Here is a 25274-nt window from a genome sequence, read left to right as displayed (position 1 = left end):
CCAATCAGGAAATCCAACTTAAATTAATGGAAAGCCTTGGCTATAGTGCCGCAGCAAAGATGAGATGCGGCCGCCTGTCATACGAAGCTCATAATGAGAGCATTGACTGCGTTCAGTTCATCGATGCACGGACCGGTCGGAAGGCAGGGGATCCAAGCTTTGCCTGCTTCCACGTCTCCGTTTCACGCGAGGCCAGAATGACGAGAGATTCATGCGTCTGACATGTCGCTGCCATACCAGTTTTGGAACCGGGCCATTTCCCGGCGGGCTGGCAAAGCTCCTTCTCCGGTCGTCACAAATCAAATCATCGTAAGGGAGAGTATCATGGATACAAAAGTCGAGACTGCCGGCAAATGTCCGTTTCCGCATGGGAACACGAGCGTTTCCGCACGTTCGAACCGGGACTGGTGGCCGAATCAGCTGAACCTCAAGATCCTTCATCAGAACTCCGCGCTGTCCAGCCCGATGGGCAAGGCATTCAACTATGCCGAAGAGTTCAAGAAGCTCGATCTGGAGGCCCTGAAGAAGGACCTCACCGCCCTGATGACGGATTCGCAGGAGTGGTGGCCGGCCGACTTCGGTCACTACGGTCCGCTCTTCATCCGCATGGCCTGGCATAGCGCCGGCACCTACCGCACGGGCGACGGCCGCGGCGGCGCCTCCTCCGGCACGCAGCGTTTCGCTCCGCTCAACAGCTGGCCGGATAACGTCAACCTCGACAAGGCTCGCCGTCTCCTTTGGCCGATCAAGCAGAAATACGGCAACAGCATCTCCTGGGCCGACCTGCTGGTCCTGACCGGTAACGTCGCGCTGGAATCCATGGGCTTCAAGACCTTCGGCTTCGGCGGTGGTCGCGAAGATGTCTGGGAGCCGGAAGAGGACATTTACTGGGGCGCGGAAGATACCTGGCTCGGCGACAAGCGCTACAGCGGCGATCGCGATCTGGAAAACCCGCTCGCAGCCGTGCAGATGGGTCTCATCTACGTCAATCCTGAGGGACCGAACGGCAATCCGGACCCGCTTGCAGCCGCTCGCGACATCCGCGAAACCTTCGCCCGCATGGCAATGAACGACGAAGAAACTGTCGCCCTCATTGCCGGCGGTCACACCTTCGGCAAGACCCATGGTGCCGGTGACGCAGCCCATGTCGGCCCCGAGCCGGAAGCAGCCGGCATCGAAGAACAGGGCCTCGGCTGGAAGAACAGCTTCGGCACTGGCAAGGGCGGCGACACGATCGGCAGCGGTCTCGAAGTCACCTGGACCTCGACGCCGACCAAGTGGAGCAACAACTTCTTCTGGAACCTGTTTGGCTATGAATGGGAACTGACGAAGAGCCCGGCGGGCGCGCATCAGTGGGTGCCGAAGCATGGCGCCGGCGCCGGCTCGATCCCGGACGCGCATGACAAGTCCAAGCGTCACGCTCCTGCCATGCTGACCACCGACCTCGCCCTGCGCTTCGATCCGGCTTATGAGAAGATTTCCCGCCGCTTCTTCGAAAATCCGGATGAGTTCGCCGATGCCTTTGCTCGCGCATGGTTCAAGCTGACCCATCGCGATATGGGCCCGCGCGTGCGCTATCTCGGCCCGGAAGTGCCGAGCGAAGAGCTCATCTGGCAGGATCCGATCCCGGCTGCCGGTCCCGTATCGATCGAGCCCAGCGATGTCGCCGCCCTCAAGGCGGAGATTGCTGCATCGGGTCTCACCATCCCGCAGCTGGTTTCGACCGCCTGGGCTTCGGCTTCGACCTTCCGCGGCTCAGACAAGCGCGGCGGTGCAAACGGCGCTCGCATCCGTCTTGCTCCACAGAAGGACTGGGAGGCTAACCAGCCGGCACAGCTCGCTTCCGTGCTGGCAACGCTCGAAGGCATCCAGAAGAAGTTCAACGATGCCCAGACCGGCGGCAAGACTGTATCGATTGCCGATCTGATCGTTCTCGGCGGCTCGGTCGCTATCGAACAGGCTGCAAAGAAGGCCGGCCATGACGTGGTCGTACCCTTCGCTCCGGGCCGCACCGATGCGACGCAGGAACAAACCGATGTCGAGGCCTTCGCCGTTCTCGAGCCGATCGTCGACGGCTTCCGCAACTATCAGCGGCAGGCCTACACCGTCTCTTCCGAAGAGCTGCTGATCGACAAGGCACAGCTTCTGACGCTGACGGCGCCGGAAATGACCGCCCTCATCGGCGGCCTGCGTGTGCTGAATGCCAATGTCGGCCAGAGCCAGCACGGCGTCTTCACCAAGCGTCCGGAAACCCTGACCAACGACTTCTTCGTGAATCTGCTCGACATGGGCACGGAGTGGAAGGCCGTTTCGGATGCCAAGGACGTCTTCGAAGGCCGCGACCGCGCAACCGGCGACGTGAAGTGGACCGCGACACGCGCCGATCTCGTTTTCGGCTCCAACTCGCAACTGCGCGCGATCGCCGAAGTCTACGGCCAGTCCGATGCCGAGAAGAAGTTCGTCCAGGACTTCGTTGCGGCATGGACCAAGGTCATGAACGCCGACCGCTTCGACATCGCTTGATGCTGAAAATATCGGGCGCGATCAAAGGTGATCGCGCCCTTTTTCAACCGCCTTCAGAAACGGCATTTGGCCGTTTGCTTCTTTCGAACCACGCATTCAATCCCGTGCGTGCGGGCTGCTCGATCAGATAGTAGCTAAGCAACCCAAGGCATATGGCTATGACCAGCGCAGGCAGTTCGGCTAAGAGACCTTGCCGAGCCAGCACGTAAAACGGCTGCTGCCATAGATATATTGAGAACGACATCCGCCCAAGTCGCCGAATAATGGAGCCTTCAAATAAAATCCTGGAAAAGCGAGTGGCGCTCTCGATCGAACACACGCTGATCGCCAGCAACAGGGTTTTAACGCCGAAAAATAGCCAGGCGACATCGGCGAACAAGCGCGCAGCCAAGCCGCAGAAAAATATCAAAGGTACCAACCATTCCAGGGGTAATCCGCGGCTTCGCTGCCCGATCAGCAGGAACAACCCAGCTGAAATCAAAATTGGCGCTGCCGCCACCTGGCTCGACCAAAAAACGATAAATGGATTTTGCCCGTAAACGTCATATTGCAAAATGCCGGTGGCAAGTGCGGTAAGACCAAGCAACAAGAGGGAAAACCCCACGAACCTGTTACCGGCACCACACAATGAAAAGGCTAGCAGCCCAAGCAGGAGGTAGCTGTGCTCTTCCACGCATAATGACCAAATGTGATCGAATATCGAGACGAAGGTGTGACTGGTAATTATGAAGTAGTTTAACGTGAAAGAAAGGGCGGCGAGGACAGCCGCAAGGTCGGGCGCAAGCGACGTTGACGAGAAGATCGCCGTATTCACCAAAACAAATATAAACAAAGTTGGATAGACGCGGCTGAAACGCCGAAGGAAGAAAGTGCCCAAAGGCATCTCCCTGACGAAAAGGATCTCGGCCATAAGGCGTCCGGAGAGCACGAAAAATAGATCCACACCGGCGGATCCAAGACCGGGCATGTACTTGTCGCCGCCGAAATGGCCCATCAATACCAGAAAGACGGCGAGTCCACGCCATCCATCAAGGGCCGGAATATAGGTCGGTCTTCCTGCTTCTGACATCGGTAACCGTCGGCTGCGCTATCGAACCGCTACCGTAAGGCGTCAATATTAATGAAATTACTTTAAGTACTATCGAAAGTAAGCACAGCGCCAACATTTGAAGTAATGCGATTTCATTACGAATACGTCTCAAACATGCACTCGTGAGATTGAATAATGATCGTGTGACAATCGGCAACGCTTCTAGCGGCCACTCCTCCGCACATCGAATCGTCCTCTTGCTCCGGCGCCATGCTTCCGGACGCAATTGGAAGCATCGAACACCGGCTGCAATGCATCGCTTGCAGGCTGCAGCTCAATCGACGCAGCACAGGGGCGCGGCGTTGTGCAACGGTAGCGGCAGGGTCATGACGGGATTGGGAATCGTAAGCGCATCCAGTGTCGCCGTCTGCTCGGGCGAGAGCTGGACATCGAGTGCGCCGATATCCTCATTGAGTTGTTCCAGCGTATGAACGCCGATAATCGTCGAAGATACGCCAAGGCGTCCCATTGCCCAGGCAAGAGCGACGCGTGCGGTCGTCGTACCGAGCTCGTCGGCGACGCGGAATAAGGCGTCCACGATTTCAAGATCCTGCTCATCGGGCCTTTGCGCCAATTGCGCCGCATGCCCCCGTCTCATGCCCGCATTATTGGCAGGCTTATATTTGCCGCTGATGAGACCGCCACTCAAGGGCGAATGCGAGACGACGCCAAGCCCCAATCCTGTTGCCAGCGGAATGAGCTCGTTTTCAAACAGCCTTGCTGCAAGCGAATATTCGATCTGCAGACCGATGAACCGAGCCCAGCCGTTGGATTGCGCCAGGAGGTGCGCATGCGCCACCTTCCAGGCAGGGGCATCGGAAATGCCGAAGTAACGCAATTTTCCGGACTGAACGAGATCGTGGAGCGCCGCCAGTATGTCTTCCAGAGGCGCCTGGATATCCCAATTATCAAGCCAATAAAGGTCGAGATAATCGGTGCGCAGCCGTCGAAGGGCCTGCTCGAAACCGGCTATCACGGCCTTGCGGCCAGGTGTTTCACCATCCCATTCGACATTGAATTTGCCAGCAATGACAAGATCGCCACGTCTGATCGAATTCTGGGCGATATAGGTGCCGACAACCGTCTGGCCGCCCGCTTTGACCGCTCCGTTGCCAGTATCGAGGTAGTTGCCACCGAGTTCGAGATAGCGCGCCAGAACTGCAGCAGGCTGGTTTTCACGGGATGGCCAGGCGCCCCCCGTATCAAAAGTCATGGTTCCGAGCGCAAGCGGACTGACGCGCAACTCCGAGCGGCCGAGTGCGGCATAGTCTTCGAGATGCATGCATAATCCCCCAGCCGGTCTGCAGCCGCTACATAACTTTCCACATCATGTAAGTGCATCAAGCAAGGGAGATAAGCACCAATTTACAATTTTACAATTCGGAAATCCGGATAATCGGCGCGACACCGTTCAATTTTGCAACCGCATATCACGAAAGGAACAATTCCTCCGCCGCCACGGTCTAGCGCTTGCGTATGAACTCGGTGCGGAGAACCAAACCCTTGATCCCGTCGTAACGGCAATCGACCTCTTCAGGATTGTCGGTCAGTCGAATGGACTTGATAACCGTGCCTTGCTTCAAGGTCTGGTTGGCGCCTTTCACTTTCAGATCCTTGATGAGGGTAACCGAGTCGCCATCGGCAAGCACGTTACCGCTTGCATCAAGTACGATGAGGCCTGTTGCGGCAGTTGCGGCAGCCATCTCTGCGGCGGGCCGCCACTCGCCGGTCACTTCGTCATAGACATATTCGTCATTTTGGCCGGTCATTCCAAACTCCACTTCACGGTTTTTTCAAATATTCCGGAGCCGACAAATGCCTGGCTTCCATCTCAATCATGATCCAAAAACGGCGTCTATCCGAGACGATCAGCCTATGCAATACAGGCAGCCGCGCAAAGCGACAGCCCTGAGGCGGGCCTAACCTTCCAGTTTCACGCCGAGACCGACCAGGGATTGCGGCCCTCGCGAAGCCACGACAGCGTGTCGACCCAGAAACTCTCCTTGTAGCTATCGTGAAACAGGCCAAAATGACCGGTCCTGTCGCGGCCAAGGTCAATAGGATGCAGATGCACCAGGATGGATTGCGCACCCGTATAATAGTTCAGCGTGCGGCGAACCGCCGGCACCGTGCCAAGTTCATCGTCCGAAACCGCAATCGCGAGGATCGGCGCCCGGACCGCGGCCATTCGCCGAAGAGCATCCTGCCTCTCTGCCGCTGGATGGCTGCGCTCGAACCGAGGACCACGAAAGCTCCACTCATTTGCTACCCCCTTCGGCAGATCCTCCAGCCAGCCAAGTCGGCGACCGGGAAAATAGCCGCAGAGCGCAGTGATTGCGGGCATGGCGACATGCCATTTGAAAAAGAGGGCAGCACGGCAGTGCGGCAGGTAATCGCCCCACCAGGCATATTGGGCGCCGACTGTCAGCATCCTGTCTATCATAGGAGCATGTTCGGCCAGTCCCGGCAGGAAACCGCCGACGCTATGGCCGACCACCATCAATGGGCCGCTGCGACGATAGCCGGCCATCCATTGAAGTGCGGCATCGAAATCCCGCTCACCCCAATCCCGCCAGCGATAGCGGGATCCACGCAGCCGTTGCGGCCGCGATAGCCCGATACCGCGATAATCATAGGTCAGGACATCGAACCCATGCCCAGCCAGAAATTGCGCGTAGCGGTGATAGTAGCGCGCAAGCACGCCCGTGGCCGCGTTGATGATCACGCTGCCTTCCGGCTTAGCCGTCTCCGCCAGCCAGAGATGACCGCCGAGAACGACGTCGTCGGCACATGAAATGGAAATCGGCGTGCTGCGCGGTCCCGAGGATGATGGAATGTGTTGCTCGTTCATGGGACGGAGGATGAGGCCACCGCCGCATTGTGTATATTCACTACCCGGTATACATTGAGTCATGAAAAACAGCTCGCAGCCGACACGCGAACGCATACTTGAGGCGGCCGGAAAACTCTTCCATCGTGATGGCATCCGCGCGATCAGTGTCGATGCCATCGCCGAAAAGGCAGGCATCACCAAGCGTACCCTCTACTATCATTTCCGCAGCAAGGACGACCTGATCGCCGCCCATCTGCAGGCGCGCGACGAGCCGAACCTCGTCCTCTTCAAACGCTGGTTCGAGGAAACGAAAGGCGATACAGCCGAGAAGGTTGCCGGCATTTTTCGCCATCTGGCACAATCGGCGCGTAGCGCCAAATGGAAGGGCTGCGGGTTCCTGCGCACCTCGGTCGAGCTCATCAACCTTCCCGGCCATCCGGCTCTGGTGGCTGCCCGCGCCCATAAGAAGCGCGTCGAGGATTGGCTTGCTTCAACCTTTATGGAAGCCGGAGGCGGCAATGATGCCCGGCCGCTCGCGCGCCAGATCATGCTGCTCCTCGACGGTTCATTTGCCGTGGTCCTGCTCCATCGCGATCCGAGCTATATGGAAACTGCAGCGGATGCGGCAGCCGAGCTCGTCAAAAGTCGTCTGACGGCACCGCCAGAACTCGATTCCGCGACTGACAAACCATGTCAGTTGAACGAAAGCAGGCCGTAGAGATTGCCAGCAGCTGCATCGATCTGGATAGCCTGATCCGATCCGGTTCCACTCGCCTCGTCCTTTTCTTTCTTCGCCCGCCTTTCGAGGGCTTTCGTGACCTTGTCGTTGCTGTCGCCATCTTGAGCGCTCTCGATAACGTCTTCGATCGACAGGCCAAGCTTATCGAGGCCGAGCTGCCTTTCAAGCGCATGAAACACCGCCATGCCCCCAGCCTGCACCTTTATCTCGCCATAGACCTTTTTCATCGCTGCAACAAACTCGTCCATGGAGGAATAGTCGCTTCGTTCGACCCCCAGAGCCCTGCCTGTCCGCTCGATAAGATCAAGCTTCTGCTTCGCGATGCTGTCCTTGCTCATGCTGAACATGGCTTCCGAAACTTTCGATTGAGCTTGAGTGGGCTGCTTGGAAACGGCCACCTTATTCGTCAGGCCGGTCGCCACCGCAATGAGGCCATCGGCGGCGGATGGAGGCTGCTCCGATATTGTCGAGCCCTTATTCAATTGCTGGAGAATGGCCAAAGCCGCCGAAGGCACATTTGAAATCGATGTCATCGCTTATCCTCAAGCGCCACAGCCTCTCCCTCATGGAAGCCTGACGCAAAGCTCTATGCCTCATGCGATAGTCGATGGTTCAATTACTACCAGAAGTTAGTTAAGGTTTGAATAACCCAGGATACGCCTCGCCGCGAAACATTCCCTATAAGTTGTATGCCGCCATAAGAATTATTGCCGACGCGACGGCCACCACGAAACCGGCCGTGCGACGATTTCCGGATGCCGCGCTGCCGCATCGATAGGATCAATGATACTTCAGACGCTCGCGGCCAAGAATGGCGGGCGCGTCGACGCTAGCGATCGGCTGGGAGAGATCGCTCGAAATGTCGCCGGCCAATTGCAAGTCGAGATAGCGTGCGCAGCAGACCCGCAGGAACGAGGTGAAATTGCCGAGATCATGGCCGGCATCGATCGATTCATGGTGCAGCTTGGTAATCAGCTGCACCACGTTCATGCCGTCACGCCGGGCGATTTCCTCCAGCTTCGACCAGAAGAAGTTTTCCAGTCTGACGCTGGTCACCATACCGTCGATGCGTAGGGAGCGCGTGGTGCTTTCCCATAGCCTGGCATCGGCCTTGATGAACAATTCGCACATGCACGCCTCCCCTTTCAGCTTCAAGCAGCATTGGCTTCCGACAATGCGCTCGCATCGAGCATAGCCATGAATTGCCGCAACCATGCCGGATGCGCCGGCCAGGCCGGTGCGGTGACGAGATTACCGTCGGCAACCGCGTCATTGATGGCAATATCGGCATAGGTGCCGCCGGCAAGCTCCACGTCGGGACGGCAGGCGGGATAGGCCGAGCAGGTGCGTCCCTTGAGGACACCGGCCGCTGCCAACAGTTGCGCACCGTGGCAGATGGCGGCAACCGGCTTGTCTGCCCCGAAGAAATGCTGAACGGCCTTAATGACCTCTGGATTCAGGCGCAGATATTCCGGCGCGCGACCGCCCGGAATGACAAGTGCGTCGTAATCCTCAGCCCGGATACTGGCGAAGGTCGCGTTCAATGCGAAATTGTGGCCGCGCTTCTCGGAATAGGTCTGATCACCTTCGAAATCATGAATGGCCGTTGCCACGGTCTCGCCGGCATTCTTGCCGGGGCAGACGGCATGAACCGTATAGCCGCAGACAAGCAGCGTCTGGAACGGCACCATGGTCTCGTAGTCCTCGGTGAAATCACCGGTGATCATCAAAATCTTTGCTGCTGGCATCGTCGTCCTCCCTCAAAAACCAACGGACGGCAGTCTAGCAAAGCGCCTGCGGTTGTGGGTATTAGGCCAATACTACACACCGTTTATGACCCTGCCTATTGCGCCGGCGCACGGCTGATGTCCGGGACTGAGCAGGCTTCGCTACCGCCGAACAGGCGCGAGCGGGTCAGAAATCGCTTCTCCCGCCCATTGTCGAGCGAGAACATGCCGCCGCGCCCCGGCACGACGTCGATGATGAGCTGCGTATGCTTCCACGCCTCGAACTGGCTGCCGCTGATGTAGACCGGCACGCCGCCGATCTCGCCGAGTTTGACATCGTTGTCGCCGATCATGAATTCGCCTGCCGGATAGCACATCGGCGAAGAGCCGTCGCAGCAGCCACCCGACTGATGGAACAGGATATCGGGATGGTCCTGCTGTATCTCGCGGATAAGCTCGAGCGCCTTATCGGTCGCCAGCACCCGCGGCTCCGATCCACTGTCGTCCATTATGATCCTCCATCACCCCCTGAAAATGCCGGAAGGCTCCGGGCCGCAGCCGGGAGCCTTGCTCGCTTGGTTGGGAGAACTCAGAAGAAGCCGAGTGCCTTCGGGCTGTAGCTCACCAGCATGTTCTTGGTCTGCTGGTAGTGATCGAGCATCATCTTGTGCGTCTCGCGCCCGATGCCCGATTGTTTATAGCCGCCGAAGGCAGCGTGCGCCGGATAGGCATGGTAGCAATTCGTCCAGACGCGGCCAGCCTGGATCTCCCGGCCGAAGCGATAAGCGCGATTGCCGTCGCGGGTCCATACGCCGGCGCCGAGGCCGTAGAGCGTGTCGTTGGCGATTTCGAGCGCTTCTTTCTCATCCTTGAAGGTCGTGACCGATACGACCGGGCCGAAGATCTCCTCCTGGAAGACCCGCATCTTGTTATGCCCCTTGAAGATGGTCGGCTTGACGTAATAGCCGCTCGACAGCTCGCCGCCGAGATCGGCGCGACCGCCGCCCGTCAGCACTTCGGCGCCTTCCTGTTTGCCGATATCGAGATAGGAGAGGATCTTCTCCATCTGCTCGCTCGATGCCTGGGCGCCGATCATGGTTGCGGCATCAAGCGGATTGCCCTGCTTGATGGCTTCCACGCGCTTGACAGCACGCTCCATGAAGCGGTCGTAGACCGATTCCTGGATCAGCGCTCGGCTCGGGCATGTGCAGACCTCGCCTTGGTTAAGCGCGAACATCGCAAAGCCTTCGAGCGCCTTGTCGAAGAAATCGTCGTCCTCGGCGGCGACATCGGCAAAGAAGATGTTCGGCGACTTGCCGCCGAGTTCGAGCGTGACGGGGATCAGGTTCTGGCTGGCATATTGCATGATCAGCCGGCCTGTCGTCGTCTCGCCGGTAAAGGCGATCTTGGCGATGCGTGGGCTCGTTGCCAGCGGTTTGCCGGCCTCCAGGCCGAAGCCATTGACGATGTTGAGCACGCCCGGCGGCAGGAGATCGCCAACCAGCTCAGCCCAGATCAGAAGCGAGGCCGGTGTCTGCTCGGCAGGCTTGATGACGACGCAATTGCCGGCGGCGAGCGCCGGCGCAAGCTTCCAGGCAGCCATCAGGATCGGGAAGTTCCAGGGAATGATCTGGCCGACGACGCCGAGCGGCTCATGGAAATGATAGGCGACGGTATCGTGGTCGATTTCGCCGATCGAGCCTTCCTGGGCGCGAATGCAGGAAGCGAAGTAGCGGAAGTGATCGATGGCGAGCGGAATGTCGGCCGCCATGGTCTCGCGGATCGGCTTGCCATTGTCCCAGCTTTCCGCCTGCGCCAGCACTTCCAGCTTGTCTTCCATGCGCTGGGCGATCTTCATCAGGATATTGGAGCGCTCGGTCGTGGAGGTCCGGCCCCATTTGTCTTTCGCCGCGTGAGCGGCGTCGAGGGCCGCGTTGATGTCCTTTTCGTCGGAGCGCGGTATCTCGCAGATCTTGCCGCCGGTGATCGGCGTCAAGTTGTCGAAGTACCTTCCGGCAATCGGCTCGCGCCACTCGCCGCCAATATAGTTGCCATATTTCAGCTTGAACGGAGATTCCACGATCTTTTGATGCAGCATGCCATCCTCCCTTGGTCGGCAGGTTCGATGAGCGAACCGATGGGAGAAGTCTGCGGCCACATCGCGGCCGGCGATAGAGGTGGCTTGCCGTGCTGCAGCGCACAGTGTCGCAACTCTGCGACATCCGCCGGATCGAATGCGCGTTGACGGCACTTCAGTGCAGATTGAGCCGGTTCATCTTCCGATGCAGCGTCGAGCGGCTCATGCCGAGCGCCGTGGCCGCCTGGGAGACATTGCCGTTGGCGCGTGAAAGAGCCCTGAGCAAGGCGGCGCGCTCTGCCTCAATCAGATCCTCGCCCGCGCCCCCTTGCTGCTCGCGAAGAACATCGGAGGCCGGAATGCCCGCGGCAATGCGATGATCGTCGAGCTTCAATGCAAGGCGGGCCGCGCGGGTCGCACCGAGCACGAGGTCGTTGCGGTCAACCGCCAGCAGCGCCGAAGTGGATGCGATATCCGTCGGCACCATGACAAAGCGAGCACCGGCAAAGGCGCTGCGGAAAAGATTGAGCTCGATGCGCACTGCCGCGTCGCGCACCGTCTGCGACAGGATCGCCAGCGTCCCGTCGCTCACATCGTCGCGGCAGCTCGAAATGTCGAGTGCCCCGGCAAGCTGGCCGCGATGATCGCGGATCGGCGCCGTGGTGCAGCTGAGATTGATGTTGGAGCAGAAAAAGTGCTGGTCTCGGAAGATCGCAACGGCCCGCTCGTCGGCAAGCGCAGTCCCGATGCCGTTGGTACCGATACTCGCTTCCGTCCAGACAGAACCGGTCCATAGGCCGAGATCATGGAACTCCTTATCGTCGCCGACGGCGCCGCGGCGTTCCAGCGCGATACCGTTGCGATCGGTCAGAAGCAGGCAGCAGCCGGCCTTGCCGACCGCGAGAAACAGGCGATCCAACTCATTGGCAGCTTCGGCAACCAACCGGTCCGATCGCTCCAGCGCCGTTTGAAATTCCTGGCTAGTCAAGCGCATCGGCAGACGCTTCTCCTCCGGCGCAAGACGATGCATGACCATGCACCGTCGCCAGGAGGCAACAACCGAAGAACTCGCCGCCGCCGATTGCGCCGACGCGTAAACCTGATCCGCATGTGCGGAATAGTCGTGCATTTGGCTCCTCCCACCGAACGCTAACCCAATTGTCGCTAAAAATGGCCAATGAAGCAATCCTCCCGGCGACTTTCGTTCAAGGTAGCCGGAAGTAGCGACCATCTCATTGATAAAAGTTCTTTTTGGGCACTGCTCATCCCTTCAGCCACGACTTTGCAATTCGGGTCGTCGAAATCGGCTGGCGATGCCCGGCTTTCGCTTTGTCGTCCCGACAACCGGGATCCGGCCTGCCCATCGAGATCTTTCAGGCGGCTGTCAGTGTGTTGCGGTAGCAGCTTTCCAAGGGAAAAGGAGCGAAAGGCGATTGGTGGCCCGGCTCCACAAGAGGCTGTTTCGACAGCAACGGAAAGTCGGCTTTATGCGGGCATGGCAACGACGCCGAGAGGCTGTAAAAGATGCGCTGGCGAGCTCCGCCGACACCGGTCGCAGACGAATGGCCGGCGGCCTTCGCTGCTTCTTCAACACACCGACCATCAAGCCCCCTGCAAATCGTGCTTTTCTCGAGCGCCCGATCGTCATCATCGCCATTTTCCTCGCGCTGTCATTGCTCGTCATGTGGACGGCCGATTATCCCTTGGGCATCTGGATGAAGTCTTTTCCCGCGCAGTTGCGAGGGACGGCGAGGTGGATCAGCAGCCTCGGCACCGGGCTTCTTGTGCTCTCATTCAGCGGAGCGCTGCTGATTTTTGCGATCCTCGCGCCTGCGCACAAACTGCGGAAATCCATGCGAACAGGGGCAGATCTCATCGCGACTGCGGCTGCCTTCGTCTTCCTGGCGGTCGCCGGCGGCGGCATTGTCGATTCGCTCGCCAAGAACATCATCGGTCGCGCCAGGCCGGAACTCCTGGATATGAACGGCGCCTTTTTCTTTCGCCCCTTCGCCTTCCATGCCGACTTCGCCTCCTTTCCTTCCGGACATTCGGCAACGGCCGGCGCCATGGCGATGTCGCTGGCGCTCGTCTTCCCCCGCCTTCGCCCCGTCTTCATGCCGATCGGTATCCTGATCTGCCTGTCGCGCCAATGGGTTGGCGCGCATTGGGCAAGCGACACGCTGATGGGCTGGGGTGTCGGCGTCGCTTTTGCCCTATGGCTGGCGCACGCATTCGCGCGACGGCGCCTCCTCTTCGCCTATGATTCCAATGGCCGCTTGTGTCCTGGGGAACAATACAAGGCAGTTCTCGCCGTTCTGCGCGCTTTGATCCGGCGCATGCCCTTCATCGGCAAGAAAACCCTGCCTGCGGCAAAATCGTGCCCGGCTCAGGCTGGCCTTGCATCCCGAGCCTTTGAAATTCGATCCTGATCCCGCAGCGGGTGCAGCTCTCCTGCATCGCCTGTCCACTTCGGCGCCGCCGAAGCCACCAGCCTTTCGCATCCGAATGCAAAATCATCGCTATGCAGCGACGGATTTGCCACTCGCCGCCGTTTAAGCGCTGAAGGGATAACAGCTTGAAGCTCTTCAAGGACGAATGAGGACATCATGAAAAAGATCATTTTGCTGACTTTCGCCGCAATCGCCTGCCTTGCCGCCATTTCACCGGCTGAGGCTCGCGACGGGTGCGGTATCGGCTGGCATCGCGGGCCGTACGGTTATTGCCGCCCGAATGGACGGCCTGTGGTCGTCGTGCCGGCGGTTCCGGCCTATGGCATCTTCTATCCTGGCCGTGGCTATTGGGATGGACATCGCTATTGGGTGCATCGCGAGTGGTGGCATGGTGGCTGGCGTTATCGCTAAGCTACTCTTCCGCGATGCGCGCGGCCCGGTCTAGCAGATCGGGCCGCATGCCAACCGACAGATCGATCGGCCTGCTTTTTTCGATCCTTCCGCAGCCTAGCCCTGCGATATAAACTTCACGGTCGTTTGCCGGTTTGACATGGCAGCCCACGGAAACGTGCAATTGACGGCCGCGATGCAACTGGTCAAAGCTGTGGCGAGACCGGTTTACGGAAAAAGACGCCGCCAGCATGAACAAAAGCACCATCAGCGACCATCAAGGGCCGATCATCGTCTTCGACGCCATGTGCGTCCTGTGTACCGCCAACGCCCAGTTCGTGCTTCGTCACGACCATCTTGGTCGTTTCCGTCTTGCCTCCATGCAGAATGAAACCGGCATCGCGCTCTATCGCCGCTGCGGCATGGATCCCGCCGATCCCGACAGCCTCATCATCGTCGACGGCGCAAAGGTATTGCGCGACAGCGACGCAGTGCTGGCCATTTATGCCGGCCTCGGCTGGCCCTGGAAAGCGATTTCCGTGCTGCGCATCATACCCCGCATGCTGCGCGATCCGATCTACCTCTGGCTTGCGCGCAATCGCTATCGCATCTTCGGCAAACGGGAGACATGCTGGCTTCCGACACCCGAGCAGGCGAGCCGCATCCTTTGAAAAGAATCCTCGTTCTCGGCGGCTATGGCGGATTCGGCGCGCGGCTGTCGCGGCGCCTTGCCAGCGACGGCTTCGAGGTTCTGGTCGCCGGACGCAATCTCGAAGCCGCGAAAGCGCTCGCCGCTCGATTGCCCCATGCGATTGGTCTGCAAGCCGATCGAAAGGGCGATATCTCTGCGATACTCGGCGAGCACGGGCCCTTTCTGTTGATCGATGCGGCAGGTCCCTTCCAGCAAAGTGATGACAGAGTTCCGCGAGCCTGCATGGAGGCCGGCATCCACTACTTCGATCTTGCCGACGCGCGCGATTTCGTCGGCGCGATTAGATGCCTCGATGAACGGGCGAAGGCTGCCGGCGTCGCCGTCATCTCGGGGGCGTCGAGCGTGCCGGCGCTTTCCAGCGCCGTGGTGGCGGACCTTGCCAAGGACATGGACGAGGTTCGTTCGATAGAAATGTCGATCAGCGCCTCCAACCGCGCGACCGCAGGCGCCTCGGTCACATCGGCGATCCTGAGTTATGTCGGCAGGCCGGTGCGGCTTTGGCGCGGCCGGCGCTGGCAAGACGCGATGGGCTGGCACATGCTGAAGCGCGAAACCTATGCCATTGCCGGCCGCCGCCCCCTGCACCGGTTGGTGGCGCTGGCCGACGTGCCGGATCACGACCTGCTGGTCGAAAGCTTTGCCGAGCGTCCCAGTGTCATCTTCCGGGCGGGGCCGGAATTCGCCTTTCAGACTTTGGCACTCTGGCTGCTGTCCTGGCCAGTTGCCTGGGGTTGGTTGACATCGCTCAAGAAGATCAGTCGCTTTCTGCTGCCGCTGCAACGCCTGACAGCGAGACTTGGCACGGCGCGCTCGGCTATGACGATCGAGATCAAGGGCATTGAGCAAGGCGCCATGAAGGCTCGCCGCTGGACCCTGATTGCCGAAAATGGCCACGGCGTGGAAATTCCCACGCTTCCGGCGCAGTTGCTGGCGCGGGCCTTGCGCGACGGCCGTCTTCTACCCGGCGCCCGTCACGCCGGCGGGCTCCTGTCGCTTGAGGATTTCCGGACCTTGTTTCGCGATCTGGCAATCACCGAGGAAATGACGGAAGCACCCTATACGCCGCTCTATCAGCGTGTCATGGGTCCTGCTTTCGCGCATCTTTCCGAGCCGGTACGTGCGATGCACCATGTCTTCGGCGATGGCGGCGCCGAAGGAGAGGCAGTCGTCACCCGCGGGCGTTCTCCTCTTGCCCGGCTGGTCGCGAAAATATTCGGCTTTCCCGCTGCCGGAAAGCACGCGCTGCATGTCTCCTTCGAGGAAAACAACGGCATCGAAGAATGGACGCGGGATTTTTCCGGCCGGCGCTTCCGCAGCCATTTGAGCGAAGAGAATGGCCACCTCGTCGAACGCTTCGGCCCCTTCCGCTTTGCATTCGATCTTCCTATCCGTGGCAACGGACTCAGCATGGCGATGCGACACTGGTCGTTCCTGCGCATTCCGCTACCGCTCTTTCTGGCGCCCCAAAGCGTCGCTCATGAATGGCCGGAGGACGACTGCTTCCACTTCGATGTTCCGATTGCCCTGCCGTTCATCGGCCCCGTCGTTCATTATCGAGGCTGGCTGAGGCGGATTGATTGATAATGCAAGACCGACTGACGAACCGGCCAGGAGACCGACTAAGGGCTAGTTCTGCCGGTCGCCAGCCAAGCAGCCGAACATGCGGAAATCGTGGAAGGCCTCTTTGAATCACGCCTTCTGCCGCAGCGTGCCCTCATATTGAAAGCCCGCTTTTTCCAGAACCCGGTCGGACGCGGTGTTTCCCGGCAATGTCCAGGCTTCGATGCGATTGAGCGAGAAGACATCAAAGCCACATTGAACGATGGCACGCGCGGCTTCGCTCATCAGCCCCTTGCCCCAGGCGGAGGGATGCAGTTCATAGCCCAGTTCTGCGCATCTGGCATGCTTATCGAAGCTGTTGAAGCGAATGGCTCCGAGCAATTGGCCGGAAACCCGATCCTCGATGATCCATGAGCAACCCGTTCCCTTGGGAAAGATTTTGATCATCCATCGCAGAGAGCGCTCGATCTGCGCCATTTTCGGCGCATCAACCCAGTTCGAGAACCGTGTGACCTCCGGAATTGAAATCAGCGCATGGAAATCGTCGCGGTCGTCCATGCTTGCTTCTCGAAGCCGCAGCCGCTCGGTGACGAGTGTGGGAAACTCGGCTTTTGAAGGCGCCATCTTCATGCTTTCAGCAGATTGGCAAGGATGATCTCGCGCCAGACGCGGGTGGGCGTAATCCAGGCATCCCAGGAATTATACTTGCCGGAATAGATGACAGCGGCGATACCCGCATCGGGCATCAGCCAGAGCCTTTGCCCGCCATTGCCGAAGCCCGCATACCACGACCGCTGACCGTCAAACGCCGGCACCGGTGCATCGCCTGAGAACCACAATCTGCCATAGCTCAAACCGTCCCCGGTCGAAATCGCCGGCGCGAGGGATTGCGCGATCCACTCTTCCGAGACGATCCTTTTCCCGTTCCACGCGCCATTCTGCACGAAAAGCATCCCGATCTTCAGCAAGTCCGGAGCAGTCAGGCGTAACCCGGATGCAGGCGACGCCACGCCATCACGCCCGGCGTTCCAATGGAATTTGGCAATCCCCAGCGGTTCGAAGAGAACCTCTCGCGCGAAATCGGGCAGACGCTTGCCCGTGCCGCGCTCGATGATAGCACCCACAAGCGCGACGCTGCCGCCGGAATAAATCCAGCGCGTTCCCGGCTCTGCGATCACCGGACGTTCCAGGACGAAACGATATCGGTCCGGAGCATTCTCCATCGCAATTTCGCTGTTCAGCGGGTCGGTATAGGGACGATCCTCGTCCCACTCCATCCCCAGCGTCATCGTCAGCGCGTGGGCAATGGCGATCTTGGCGCGCGCAGGATCTTGGGCGAGATCGCCGTATTCCGGGAACTGTTCATAAAGCGATGCATTCGGCGGCGGCACCAATCCTCTATCGAGTGCAATGCCATAAAGAAGGCCGGCAATGCTCTTGGTGACCGAACGAAGATCGTGCAGCGTATCCGCGTCGAAGGCGACATCCCCGAGCGGATCTCCCCAATTTTCGTCGGAGCCGATGGCGTAATATTCCAGGCATACACGCCCGGAACGAGCGGCAAGCACGACATGCAGATCGCGCAGCAAGCCGGATTCGATGCCGGCTTCAAACTTACGGCGGAGCTCTGGATCAAAACCCATGGCCTGCAAGGTTCCGCGATCAGGTGACGAGGATGAATTGCCCTGCGTGATGACCATGCAATCTCCACCCTTCGCTCAACGACCGTCAGGGAAAGCTACAATCAAAGCGCGCATGCAGCAAGGCGACGATGCAGCAATTTGGCATCCATATTGGCCGGTCTTTCGATCAGCCCTGCCCCATCTTCAGGTCCGTTTGCGTCTCATCGCAAATGTGGTGCCTTCCTTTTTCTGACGAGAATCCCGGTCGCGGCTGAAGGCCGCTTCCGAGATTCCCGGCTGTCGTCAGGGGTGAGTACGACAGCCGGGTCAAGAAATCGATTTTCACACCGGCAATCCATAGGCGGACTGGAAGCTGGGAAACACAGGATTAAACTCCACAAGTGACTGCCCCATTTTGAGACATATTTCACGCAACGCTAAATTTGCCTCGTCCAGTATGGCCTCGTCGGCGGCAACTCTTTTCAGATCTCATACAAGCGCGATGATCTGAACGTTCCGACTTGCCCAATTTTCCTGAAGAGCTCCTCAGCTTCTGCACAAATTCTGCAAAGGCGGACGCCATCGTCGCGCCATGAACAACACGCCCGAGACAATCGCAATTCCACCCGCCCGCCTGCCACGCAGTCTTCTCAAGGAAGGCTGGTGGCTGGAGGACGATCGTCAGCCGCCAGCCGATCCGCCGGTTCAGGAAGCCAGGATCATACCCTTCGCCTTGGCCGAACATCCCTCACGGAGCCGATACCGATGAGCCTATCCGATACACTTGCCCTCCCCGCAAACGCCACAAGCAGTCCCTATCGCAAACTCCTCACATTCATTTCCCTTATCGCCCTGGCCGACATTCTTCTCTTCGACGAGGTGCCGGGTGTTAATCTCTTTCTCTTCGCCAATGCCGTTGCCGCCGGTCTGATGATTTCCTCCAGAAGAAGGCAATCGATTCCAAAGATCGCAGCCTTTGTGATCCTTTGCCTCGTTGCATCAGCGCCACTTGTCGAGACCGCATCCTGGATGGGCATCATCACCAGCCTGATTGGGCTTTGCCTGATATCGCTGGGTGTTGGCGGATTGCTCCCAGGGCAATCGACGCGCTTACCATTGGCGCTGCTCCGTTTCCTGCTGGATCTGCCGGTTCGGCCCTTCCGCCAGGCGAGCTATCGCTGGCTGCGGCGGCTGCAGAAGCCAGCGCCGGACGGTGTTCGACATCATCTGCGCGGCTGGATCATGCCGCTCGCGTTTGCCGCCGGCTTTCTTGCTCTTTTCGCGATGGCCAATCCGCTGATCGAAAAGACGCTGCGCAGCATCGACCTCACTTTCCTGCTGCAACTGCTGAGCATGTGGCGCATCGGTTTCTGGCTCGTCATCGCAATCTTCCTCTCCACGCTGCTTCATCCACGCCTGAGGCGCCGCCGTCACCATCGCGAAGGGGGCGCAGCGATCACCACCAGGATTGAAGATGGACTGTTCGGCCATGCCGCATTGCTGCGCTCGCTTCTGGTCTTCAACGCGCTGTTTGCCGTGCAGACACTACTCGATCTCACCTATCTCTGGGGCGGCGCCAGCCTGCCCGATGGCATGAGCCATGCCGAATACGCCCATCGCGGCGCCTATCCATTGATACTCACCGCAATCCTTGCCGCCGTCTTCGTGCTTGCCGCCATGCGGCGCGGCGGACCGGGCGACAGAAGCCCCCTGCTTCGCCGCCTGGTACTTCTCTGGATCGCGCAGAATATCCTGCTTTGCCTTTCCTCCATTCTGCGGCTCGATCTCTATGTCGAAGTCTATTCGCTGACAGAGCTGCGCGTTGCGGCCGGCATCTGGATGGGCTTGGTCGCAGCCGGCCTCTTCCTCATCCTCCTGCGCATCCTGCTGGATCGCTCCAACGAGTGGTTGATCGCGTTAAGCTCCGCGATGCTGGTTCTTACACTCTATGCCGCCGCATTCGCCGACATTCCCGCCTTCATCGCCCGCTTCAACGTTGCCCATAGCCGCGAAATATCGGGCGAAGGCGTCGTTCTCGATCTCGATTATCTCTCGACGCTTGGCCCTGCCGCCATTCCGGCACTCGACACCTATCTGGCATCGCTGCCTGCCGACGTGAATGCTCGCAAGGTGCGCGAAGCACTATTATGGCAGCATGTCAGACGCTCGCACGATTGGCGGAGCTGGACCTATCGCGATGCTCGTCTCGATGCTTACCTCAAAAATGATGCGACCCTTGTCAGATGAGGCCGAAACGAAGACAAAGAGCAGAATAACCAGAACAGGCACTACATGGCACCGCGCATCCTCGTCGCCGACGACGAACCGAATATCCGCGACGTGATCTGCTTCGCGCTCGACCGCGCCGGCATGAAGACGACGACCGCGCGCAACGGCACAGAGGCCATGATGGCCTTTCACAAAGGCGGTCTCGATCTGATCGTCCTCGATGTTGGCATGCCCGACATGGATGGGCTGGAAGTCTGCCGCCGCATTCGCAAGGCATCGAACCTTCCGATCCTCTTCCTTTCGGCGCGCGACGAAGAAATCGACAGGATTCTGGGTCTGGAGATCGGCGGCGACGATTATGTCACCAAACCCTTCAGTCCGCGCGAGCTGGTTGCCCGGGTCCGCGCCATCTTGAAGCGAAGCGGCCATGGCTCGGAGCCGGATGCGGCCAATGGCTCCGTGTCCGCGGGATCTCTGCGGCTCAATCGCGGTAGCCGCACCGCCAGTTTCGCCGATGTGCCGCTCACCTTGACGGCGCTCGAATTCTCGATCCTCGAGACGCTGCTCTCGCGCCCCGAGATCGTCTTCAGCCGCGATCAACTGATGGAAGCGGCCTATGGCGCTGACATGCAGGTCGCCGACCGCACCATAGACAGCCATATCCGCAATCTCCGTGCCAAGCTTTCGGCGGTTGGCGGCAAGGGCATCATCGCCACGGTGCACGGCGTCGGCTTTAAACTGACATCGGCTACAGAAGGAAACGCTTGATGCGTACGCCGCGGGTGAAGTCGAAATGGCGGCCGCCGCTCGCCCTCATCGTCTACGCGGTGCTTCTGACCGTGATGATGCTGCCGATGCTCACGATCATCTGGTTTCGCGCCGTGCGCGCCGCCTCCGGCGCCATGGCGCCGGCGGAGATCGCCACCCTCGCCGCCGTTCTGATCCTTACCCTCATCGTCGCCTACGTACTGACGCGCACGCTGACTACGCCGATCAATGCCCTGATTGCCCGAACCGAGGAGATCGCTCGCGGCGGACGCTCGGCGATCCGGCCACTCGAAATCTACGGCACGCGCGAAGTCGCGACCCTTTCACAGAGCTTTCTCGATCTCGCCGGCAAGCTGGTCGATCATTCCGATTATGTGCGCTCCTTTGCCACCCATGTTTCGCACGAACTGAAATCGCCCTTGACCTCGATCAAGGGAGCGGCGGAACTGCTGCGTGATGATGACGACCAAAATCCGATGAGCCACGAGCAGCGCAGCCGCTTCCTCGGAAACATCATCGCCGACACCGAACGGCTGGATCGGCTGTTGTCGCGACTGCGGGAGCTGGCAAAGGCCGAGCTTCCATCCCAACAGGGCTCCAGCAGCCTTCGCGATATCATTGCCCAGTTGGAGATGCAATTTCGCCAATTGACGATCATCTCTGAAGGCAGCGCCGACGAGACGCTGGCTTTGCCCGGCGAGGCAGCCGGCATTATTTTCGCCAATCTGGCGGAAAATGCCGTTCAGAACGGCGCGACAGACCTTGCAATCAACGCAAGCGGCGAAGGGCGGGGGATATCGATCCAAATTCGCGACAATGGTCGCGGCATTGCCGATGGCAATCGGGATCGCATCTTCGAGCCCTTCTTCTCGACGCGCCGGGACGATGGCGGCACCGGCATGGGCCTTGGCATCGTCCGCGCGATGCTCGCTTCCCACGGAGGCAGCATCGAATTGCTTGAGAGCAGCAAGGATGGCACAGCATTTCAGATCATCCTTCCCATTGCCGCCTAAAACGGCGCACTCCGCCATGAGCCGCCGGCGACAAAAAAAGGCGGCCGAAGGCTGAAACCATCGGCCGCACCACTATTTCGAGATGGGAGCCTACGCTGCCTCTGACTGCGCTTGAGCTTCCAAAGCCATCGCACGCGCGGTGACAAAATCGACCTTGCCGGAACCGAGGACAGGCACCTTGCCGACGGTCACTTCGGCGGGAACCATCATTTCCGTGGCACCCTTCGATTTGGCGAAGGCCAGGAAATCGCTTCTAGTCGCACCCGGCGCATCGGTCAGGAGCACGAGGCGCTCGCCCTTCTTGGCATCGGGTACGGACGAGACAACGCTGAGGGCACCCGGCCAGAGCTGTGCCGCAAGTGTTTCTACAGCAGCAAGCGAGATCATCTCGCCGCCGATCTTGGCGAAGCGCTTGGCTCGGCCGCGGATCTTGACGAAACCTTCCTCATCGATGGTGACGATGTCGCCCGTATCGTGCCAACCTTCAGACAGCGGTTCGAGAACGCCGGGATTGTCGGCGCGCAGGTAGCCGGCCATGACGTTGGCGCCACGGATGAGAAGGCGGCCGCCCTCATCGATGCCGGCAACCGGCTCGAGCTTCCATTCCATGCCCGGCATGATCTTGCCGACCGTTCCGGTGCGGTTGTACATCGGCGTGTTCAGCGAGATCACCGGGGCGGCCTCGGTCACGCCATAGCCTTCCAGGATGCGCAGGCCGAATTTCTCCATATAGACCTCGCGGGTCGATGCCTTCACCGGCTCGGCGCCCGAGAAGATGTAGCGGATCGATCTCATGTCATAGGGATGAGCGGTGCGGGCGTAGCCGTTCAGGAATGTATCCGTGCCGAAGACGATGGTGGCGTTGGAGACGTAGATCAGCTCCGGCACGATGCGATAGTGCAGCGGCGAGGGATAGAAAAACACCGGCACGCCCGAGACCAGCGGCAGGATCGTGCCTGCCGTCAGGCCGAAGGAGTGGAACATCGGCAGGACGTTGAACACCTTGTCGCCGGGGTGGAAGTCGATGCGCGAGGCGGCCTGGGCGGCATTCGAGAGGACATTACGGTGCGTCAGCACCACGCCTTTGGGCGCGCCTTCCGAACCGGAGGTGAAGAGGATGACGGCCGGATCATCGGCGCCACGTTTCACCAGTGGCCGATATTTGCGCATGAGGCCGACGATCTTGTCGAAGAAGGTGATCTGCGTGCGCAGTTCATCCAGCCAGACAAAGGCAACATGCTTTTCGAGCTCCTCGACCACCGGGCCGAGTTTGGCCTGCGTGATGAAAGCGCGCGAGCTGAGCACATGCTTGACCTCCGCTGTCCGGCAGGCGGAGAGGATATTCGCAGCGCCAGCCGTGAAGTTCAGCATGGCCGGAACCTTGCCCGCCGACATGACACCGAGCACGGTTGCAGCCGTACCGTTGGCGTTCGGCAGCATCACGCCGAGCGTCTTCTCGTTCGGGAACATCTTTCTAAACTTCGCACCCAGCACCGCAGCGCCTGTCAGGAGCTTGGCATAGGAGAGCTTGCCGGCGATCGGGTCCTCGACGGCGAGCTTCTTGCCGCCATATTCATGGGCGCTGTCAATTACACGGCCGAGGACTGTATTGTTGGTGTCGGCGGTGCGGAACATCAGCGTCGACATGATCTGGTAGAGGGCAGCGCCGGCGGCGATACGGCGCTTCCTGCCCTTGAGCTCGGCGGGAACATTGAGCTTAACCGGCTCGAGGATCGTCACCTTGACCTTGGGGAAGAGACGGCGGCGAACATGGCTCGAGGTCAGGTAGGAGGCGTAGCTCTTTTCCAGTCCGTCAATGCGGACGGGAACGATCATCGTACCGGTCTTGTCGGCGACCATGGCAGCACCGTCATAGACCTTCATCAGCGTGCCGGTGACGGTCAGGCGCCCCTCGGGGAAGATGCCGACCGGGCTGCCGTCCTGGATGACCTTGATCAGCGAGCGCGTCGCCATCGGCTTGGTCGGGTCGAGCGGCAGGAACTTGCACATCTTCAAAAGCGGCCGCATCCACCACTTCTTGGCGAAGGCATAGTCGATGGCGAAGACAGGCTCTTCCTCGGTGATGGCAAGCGCGAGTGCGCCGTCCAGCAGGCTCACATGGTTGAGCGCGATGATCGGCGCGGGGCCCGCCTTGCGTATGTTTTCCAGACCTTCGACTTCAAGCCGCATGAAGGCGCGGAAGATGATGGAGATCAGATCGCGGAAGGCGTTGGTCGGCAGCATTTTCAGCATCAACCAGGCAATCGCGATGTTGAGCACTGAGATGCTGAGAATGATGACCGGGATCGACAGACCCACGGCTTGAAGCACGGCCACAAGCGCCAAGCCCACAGCGATAAAGAGCGCGGAGAGCACATTCGATGCGCCAATGACGCGGGCGCGGCGATCCTCATTCGCCCAGCTCTGCATGGCCGAGAAGGTCGGAACGGCCAGGAAAGCACCGCCGATCGCCATGCCGGCCAGATCGATGGCGACACGGATCGTTTTCGGTCCGGCGAAGAAGGCAAGAATGGTTTCAGCATGGCTGGTTGATTGCAGACCCCACAGGTTCCAGCCGAGATCGAGGCCGAAGAGAGCGACGATCAGCATGCCGATGGGCGCCGGCAAAAGCACGATGCGGCCGGCCGCCATCCATCCGGCAATGGCTGAGCCGATGGCAACCGATATGGCGAAGATCGCAAGATAAGCTGGAACGACGATTTCCGAGCCGCCGAGAATGTCCGTGACCATGACCGGCAGCATCGACATGATGAAGGCGCCGACGAACCAGAACCAGCAGTTCATCAGCGACGCCCGCCAGATGCGGCTATCGGCGCGAAGCTCGTTGACCAGCCTGTAGCTGGAGCGCATGACATTGGTGTCGACGACGAGATCGGGTGCCTTGGAGCCGGTCGCAGGAATCATGCGGGCGGCAAACCAGCAGAGGATCGAAAGCCCCATCATCATCGGCCCGAAGATCCAGACATTCTCGCCCTCGCGGAAGGCGACGGCCGCGACCATCGTACCGGTGAGAATGGCGATGAAGGTGCCGCCCTCGATCCAGGCGTTGGCCTTGGGGAGATCCCGGTTTGCCAGATGATCGGGCAGGATGCCGTATTTGATCGGCCCGAAGAGCGAGGAAATGACGCCGAAGCCGAAGAGGGCGAGCATCAGGATCCAGATCGAGGAGAAGGCGATGCCGACCACCGAAATCGCCGCCACCAGGAGTTCGCAGCGCTTCAAAAGCTCCGCCATCCTGGCCTTGTCGTATTTGTCGGCAAGCTCACCGGCAATCGCCGACAGGAGCAGGAACGGCACGATGAAGATGCCGCCGGCGAGTGTGACCAGCGCCGCGCCCTCCGTCGCCATCTGCGCGAGAATAACGAAAACCAGAGTCTGCTTTAAGAAATTATCGTTGAAGGCAGTCAGGAATTGCGTCCAGAACAGCGGCGCGAACTTCCTCGATCTCATCAGGTGCGTTTGCATGGCGTATCCCTCATTCGGCCAACAGGACGCCACAGAGTTGTTACGCAAAGGTTGA

Annotated in this window: 22 protein-coding genes; 9 read left to right on the top strand and 13 right to left on the bottom strand. The window is 59.7% G+C overall.

What is annotated here, in order from left to right; all coding sequences use genetic code 11:
• The first annotated feature begins 324 nt into the window (after window positions 1–324).
• Window positions 325–2523, top strand: a complete 2199-nt coding sequence (gene katG, locus FHT73_RS11155) for a catalase/peroxidase HPI (RefSeq protein WP_112608870.1) — start codon at window positions 325–327, stop codon at window positions 2521–2523.
• Window positions 2524–2566: 43 nt separating this feature from the next.
• Here the strand turns inward: katG and FHT73_RS11150 are convergent, their stop codons facing one another.
• The 4 genes from FHT73_RS11150 to FHT73_RS11135 form a co-directional block, all read right to left on the bottom strand.
• On the bottom strand, window positions 2567–3592 hold the full coding sequence (locus FHT73_RS11150; protein ID WP_183711619.1) for an acyltransferase: 1026 nt from the start codon (window positions 3590–3592) through the stop codon (window positions 2567–2569).
• A 295-nt stretch (window positions 3593–3887) separates the two neighbouring features.
• Window positions 3888–4895 carry an aldo/keto reductase gene (locus tag FHT73_RS11145; RefSeq protein WP_183711617.1) on the bottom strand — a complete coding sequence of 336 codons (1008 nt, stop codon included), beginning with the start codon at window positions 4893–4895 and terminating at the stop codon, window positions 3888–3890.
• A 181-nt stretch (window positions 4896–5076) separates the two neighbouring features.
• The gene (locus FHT73_RS11140) at window positions 5077–5382 is read right to left on the bottom strand and encodes a zinc ribbon domain-containing protein YjdM (protein ID WP_183711615.1); all 306 of its coding nucleotides are present in this window, start codon (window positions 5380–5382) and stop codon (window positions 5077–5079) included.
• A 164-nt stretch (window positions 5383–5546) separates the two neighbouring features.
• Window positions 5547–6464, bottom strand: a complete 918-nt coding sequence (locus tag FHT73_RS11135) for an alpha/beta hydrolase (RefSeq protein WP_183711614.1) — start codon at window positions 6462–6464, stop codon at window positions 5547–5549.
• A 61-nt stretch (window positions 6465–6525) separates the two neighbouring features.
• On the opposite strand from FHT73_RS11135, the gene FHT73_RS11130 reads away from it, so the two are divergent.
• Window positions 6526–7164, top strand: coding sequence for a TetR/AcrR family transcriptional regulator (locus FHT73_RS11130; protein ID WP_183711612.1), 639 nt, complete (start codon window positions 6526–6528; stop codon window positions 7162–7164).
• Here the strand turns inward: FHT73_RS11130 and FHT73_RS11125 are convergent.
• The 6 genes from FHT73_RS11125 to FHT73_RS11100 form a co-directional block, all read right to left on the bottom strand.
• Complete coding sequence (locus FHT73_RS11125) at window positions 7140–7718, bottom strand: hypothetical protein (RefSeq protein ID WP_183711610.1); 579 nt, start codon at window positions 7716–7718, stop codon at window positions 7140–7142. The genes FHT73_RS11130 and FHT73_RS11125 overlap by 25 nt on opposite strands.
• 247 nt (window positions 7719–7965) lie before the next feature.
• Entirely contained in the window at window positions 7966–8316 is a 351-nt protein-coding gene (locus tag FHT73_RS11120; RefSeq protein WP_183711603.1) for a ribbon-helix-helix domain-containing protein, read from the bottom strand.
• 20 nt (window positions 8317–8336) lie between these two features.
• Window positions 8337–8933 (bottom strand): DJ-1/PfpI family protein, encoded by a 597-nt coding sequence (locus FHT73_RS11115; RefSeq protein WP_183711601.1) that lies wholly within the window; start codon window positions 8931–8933, stop codon window positions 8337–8339.
• Window positions 8934–9028: 95 nt separating this feature from the next.
• Window positions 9029–9421 carry a DUF779 domain-containing protein gene (locus FHT73_RS11110; protein ID WP_112399541.1) on the bottom strand — a complete coding sequence of 131 codons (393 nt, stop codon included), beginning with the start codon at window positions 9419–9421 and terminating at the stop codon, window positions 9029–9031.
• An 80-nt stretch (window positions 9422–9501) separates the two neighbouring features.
• A complete protein-coding gene (gene adh, locus FHT73_RS11105) occupies window positions 9502–11010 on the bottom strand; it encodes an aldehyde dehydrogenase (RefSeq protein ID WP_183711599.1) in 1509 nt (502 codons plus the stop codon).
• A 154-nt stretch (window positions 11011–11164) separates the two neighbouring features.
• A complete protein-coding gene (locus FHT73_RS11100; protein WP_183711597.1) occupies window positions 11165–12118 on the bottom strand; it encodes a GAF domain-containing protein in 954 nt (317 codons plus the stop codon).
• A 358-nt stretch (window positions 12119–12476) separates the two neighbouring features.
• Between FHT73_RS11100 and FHT73_RS11095 the strand changes: the two genes are divergently transcribed.
• The 4 genes from FHT73_RS11095 (at window position 12477) to FHT73_RS11080 (ending at window position 16122) form a co-directional block, all read left to right on the top strand.
• Window positions 12477–13418, top strand: a complete 942-nt coding sequence (locus FHT73_RS11095; RefSeq protein WP_183711595.1) for a phosphatase PAP2 family protein — start codon at window positions 12477–12479, stop codon at window positions 13416–13418.
• A gap of 177 nt (window positions 13419–13595) precedes the next feature.
• Complete coding sequence (locus FHT73_RS11090) at window positions 13596–13850, top strand: hypothetical protein (protein ID WP_112335769.1); 255 nt, start codon at window positions 13596–13598, stop codon at window positions 13848–13850.
• A 230-nt stretch (window positions 13851–14080) separates the two neighbouring features.
• Entirely contained in the window at window positions 14081–14500 is a 420-nt protein-coding gene (locus tag FHT73_RS11085; protein ID WP_183711585.1) for a thiol-disulfide oxidoreductase DCC family protein, read from the top strand.
• On the top strand, window positions 14497–16122 hold the full coding sequence (locus FHT73_RS11080) for an SDR family oxidoreductase (protein WP_246712087.1): 1626 nt from the start codon (window positions 14497–14499) through the stop codon (window positions 16120–16122). Before FHT73_RS11085 ends, FHT73_RS11080 begins: the two co-directional genes overlap by 4 nt.
• 108 nt (window positions 16123–16230) lie before the next feature.
• Here FHT73_RS11080 and FHT73_RS11075 read toward each other — a convergent pair whose 3' ends face one another.
• Both FHT73_RS11075 and FHT73_RS11070 read right to left on the bottom strand, forming a co-directional pair.
• Window positions 16231–16725, bottom strand: a complete 495-nt coding sequence (locus FHT73_RS11075; RefSeq protein WP_183711581.1) for a GNAT family protein — start codon at window positions 16723–16725, stop codon at window positions 16231–16233.
• Window positions 16726–16727: 2 nt separating this feature from the next.
• The gene (locus FHT73_RS11070) at window positions 16728–17801 is read right to left on the bottom strand and encodes a serine hydrolase (RefSeq protein ID WP_183711579.1); all 1074 of its coding nucleotides are present in this window, start codon (window positions 17799–17801) and stop codon (window positions 16728–16730) included.
• 687 nt (window positions 17802–18488) lie between these two features.
• On the opposite strand from FHT73_RS11070, the gene FHT73_RS11065 reads away from it, so the two are divergent.
• Genes FHT73_RS11065 through FHT73_RS11055 form a run of 3 tightly spaced genes read left to right on the top strand, consistent with a single transcriptional unit; the run spans window position 18489 to window position 21733 of the window.
• Window positions 18489–19970 carry a DUF4173 domain-containing protein gene (locus tag FHT73_RS11065; RefSeq protein ID WP_183711577.1) on the top strand — a complete coding sequence of 494 codons (1482 nt, stop codon included), beginning with the start codon at window positions 18489–18491 and terminating at the stop codon, window positions 19968–19970.
• Between the two features lie 45 nt (window positions 19971–20015).
• A complete protein-coding gene (locus tag FHT73_RS11060; protein ID WP_183711576.1) occupies window positions 20016–20720 on the top strand; it encodes a response regulator transcription factor in 705 nt (234 codons plus the stop codon).
• On the top strand, window positions 20720–21733 hold the full coding sequence (locus FHT73_RS11055; protein WP_183711574.1) for a HAMP domain-containing sensor histidine kinase: 1014 nt from the start codon (window positions 20720–20722) through the stop codon (window positions 21731–21733). Before FHT73_RS11060 ends, FHT73_RS11055 begins: the two co-directional genes overlap by 1 nt.
• Window positions 21734–21823: 90 nt before the next feature.
• Here the strand turns inward: FHT73_RS11055 and FHT73_RS11050 are convergent, their stop codons facing one another.
• Complete coding sequence (locus FHT73_RS11050) at window positions 21824–25219, bottom strand: acyl-[ACP]--phospholipid O-acyltransferase (RefSeq protein WP_183711572.1); 3396 nt, start codon at window positions 25217–25219, stop codon at window positions 21824–21826.
• Between the last annotated feature and the right edge of the window lie 55 nt (window positions 25220–25274).

It is taken from the genome of Rhizobium sp. BK098, from assembly GCF_014193155.1.
Lineage (GTDB): Bacteria > Pseudomonadota > Alphaproteobacteria > Rhizobiales > Rhizobiaceae > Rhizobium.
Note: the sequence above shows the minus strand (reverse complement) of the source record. Positions and strands in the feature narration are given on the sequence as shown.

Coding starts and splice junctions, on each gene's coding strand:
- katG (WP_112608870.1), top strand. CDS start 325: ATGGATACAAAAGTCGAGACTGCCGGCAAATGTCCGTTTCCGCATGGG.
- FHT73_RS11150 (WP_183711619.1), bottom strand. CDS start 3,592: ATGTCAGAAGCAGGAAGACCGACCTATATTCCGGCCCTTGATGGATGG.
- FHT73_RS11145 (WP_183711617.1), bottom strand. CDS start 4,895: ATGCATCTCGAAGACTATGCCGCACTCGGCCGCTCGGAGTTGCGCGTC.
- FHT73_RS11140 (WP_183711615.1), bottom strand. CDS start 5,382: ATGACCGGCCAAAATGACGAATATGTCTATGACGAAGTGACCGGCGAG.
- FHT73_RS11135 (WP_183711614.1), bottom strand. CDS start 6,464: ATGAACGAGCAACACATTCCATCATCCTCGGGACCGCGCAGCACGCCG.
- FHT73_RS11130 (WP_183711612.1), top strand. CDS start 6,526: ATGAAAAACAGCTCGCAGCCGACACGCGAACGCATACTTGAGGCGGCC.
- FHT73_RS11125 (WP_183711610.1), bottom strand. CDS start 7,718: ATGACATCGATTTCAAATGTGCCTTCGGCGGCTTTGGCCATTCTCCAG.
- FHT73_RS11120 (WP_183711603.1), bottom strand. CDS start 8,316: ATGTGCGAATTGTTCATCAAGGCCGATGCCAGGCTATGGGAAAGCACC.
- FHT73_RS11115 (WP_183711601.1), bottom strand. CDS start 8,933: ATGCCAGCAGCAAAGATTTTGATGATCACCGGTGATTTCACCGAGGAC.
- FHT73_RS11110 (WP_112399541.1), bottom strand. CDS start 9,421: ATGGACGACAGTGGATCGGAGCCGCGGGTGCTGGCGACCGATAAGGCG.
- adh (WP_183711599.1), bottom strand. CDS start 11,010: ATGCTGCATCAAAAGATCGTGGAATCTCCGTTCAAGCTGAAATATGGC.
- FHT73_RS11100 (WP_183711597.1), bottom strand. CDS start 12,118: ATGCACGACTATTCCGCACATGCGGATCAGGTTTACGCGTCGGCGCAA.
- FHT73_RS11095 (WP_183711595.1), top strand. CDS start 12,477: ATGCGGGCATGGCAACGACGCCGAGAGGCTGTAAAAGATGCGCTGGCG.
- FHT73_RS11090 (WP_112335769.1), top strand. CDS start 13,596: ATGAAAAAGATCATTTTGCTGACTTTCGCCGCAATCGCCTGCCTTGCC.
- FHT73_RS11085 (WP_183711585.1), top strand. CDS start 14,081: ATGAACAAAAGCACCATCAGCGACCATCAAGGGCCGATCATCGTCTTC.
- FHT73_RS11075 (WP_183711581.1), bottom strand. CDS start 16,725: ATGGCGCCTTCAAAAGCCGAGTTTCCCACACTCGTCACCGAGCGGCTG.
- FHT73_RS11070 (WP_183711579.1), bottom strand. CDS start 17,801: ATGGTCATCACGCAGGGCAATTCATCCTCGTCACCTGATCGCGGAACC.
- FHT73_RS11065 (WP_183711577.1), top strand. CDS start 18,489: ATGAGCCTATCCGATACACTTGCCCTCCCCGCAAACGCCACAAGCAGT.
- FHT73_RS11060 (WP_183711576.1), top strand. CDS start 20,016: ATGGCACCGCGCATCCTCGTCGCCGACGACGAACCGAATATCCGCGAC.
- FHT73_RS11055 (WP_183711574.1), top strand. CDS start 20,720: ATGCGTACGCCGCGGGTGAAGTCGAAATGGCGGCCGCCGCTCGCCCTC.
- FHT73_RS11050 (WP_183711572.1), bottom strand. CDS start 25,219: ATGCAAACGCACCTGATGAGATCGAGGAAGTTCGCGCCGCTGTTCTGG.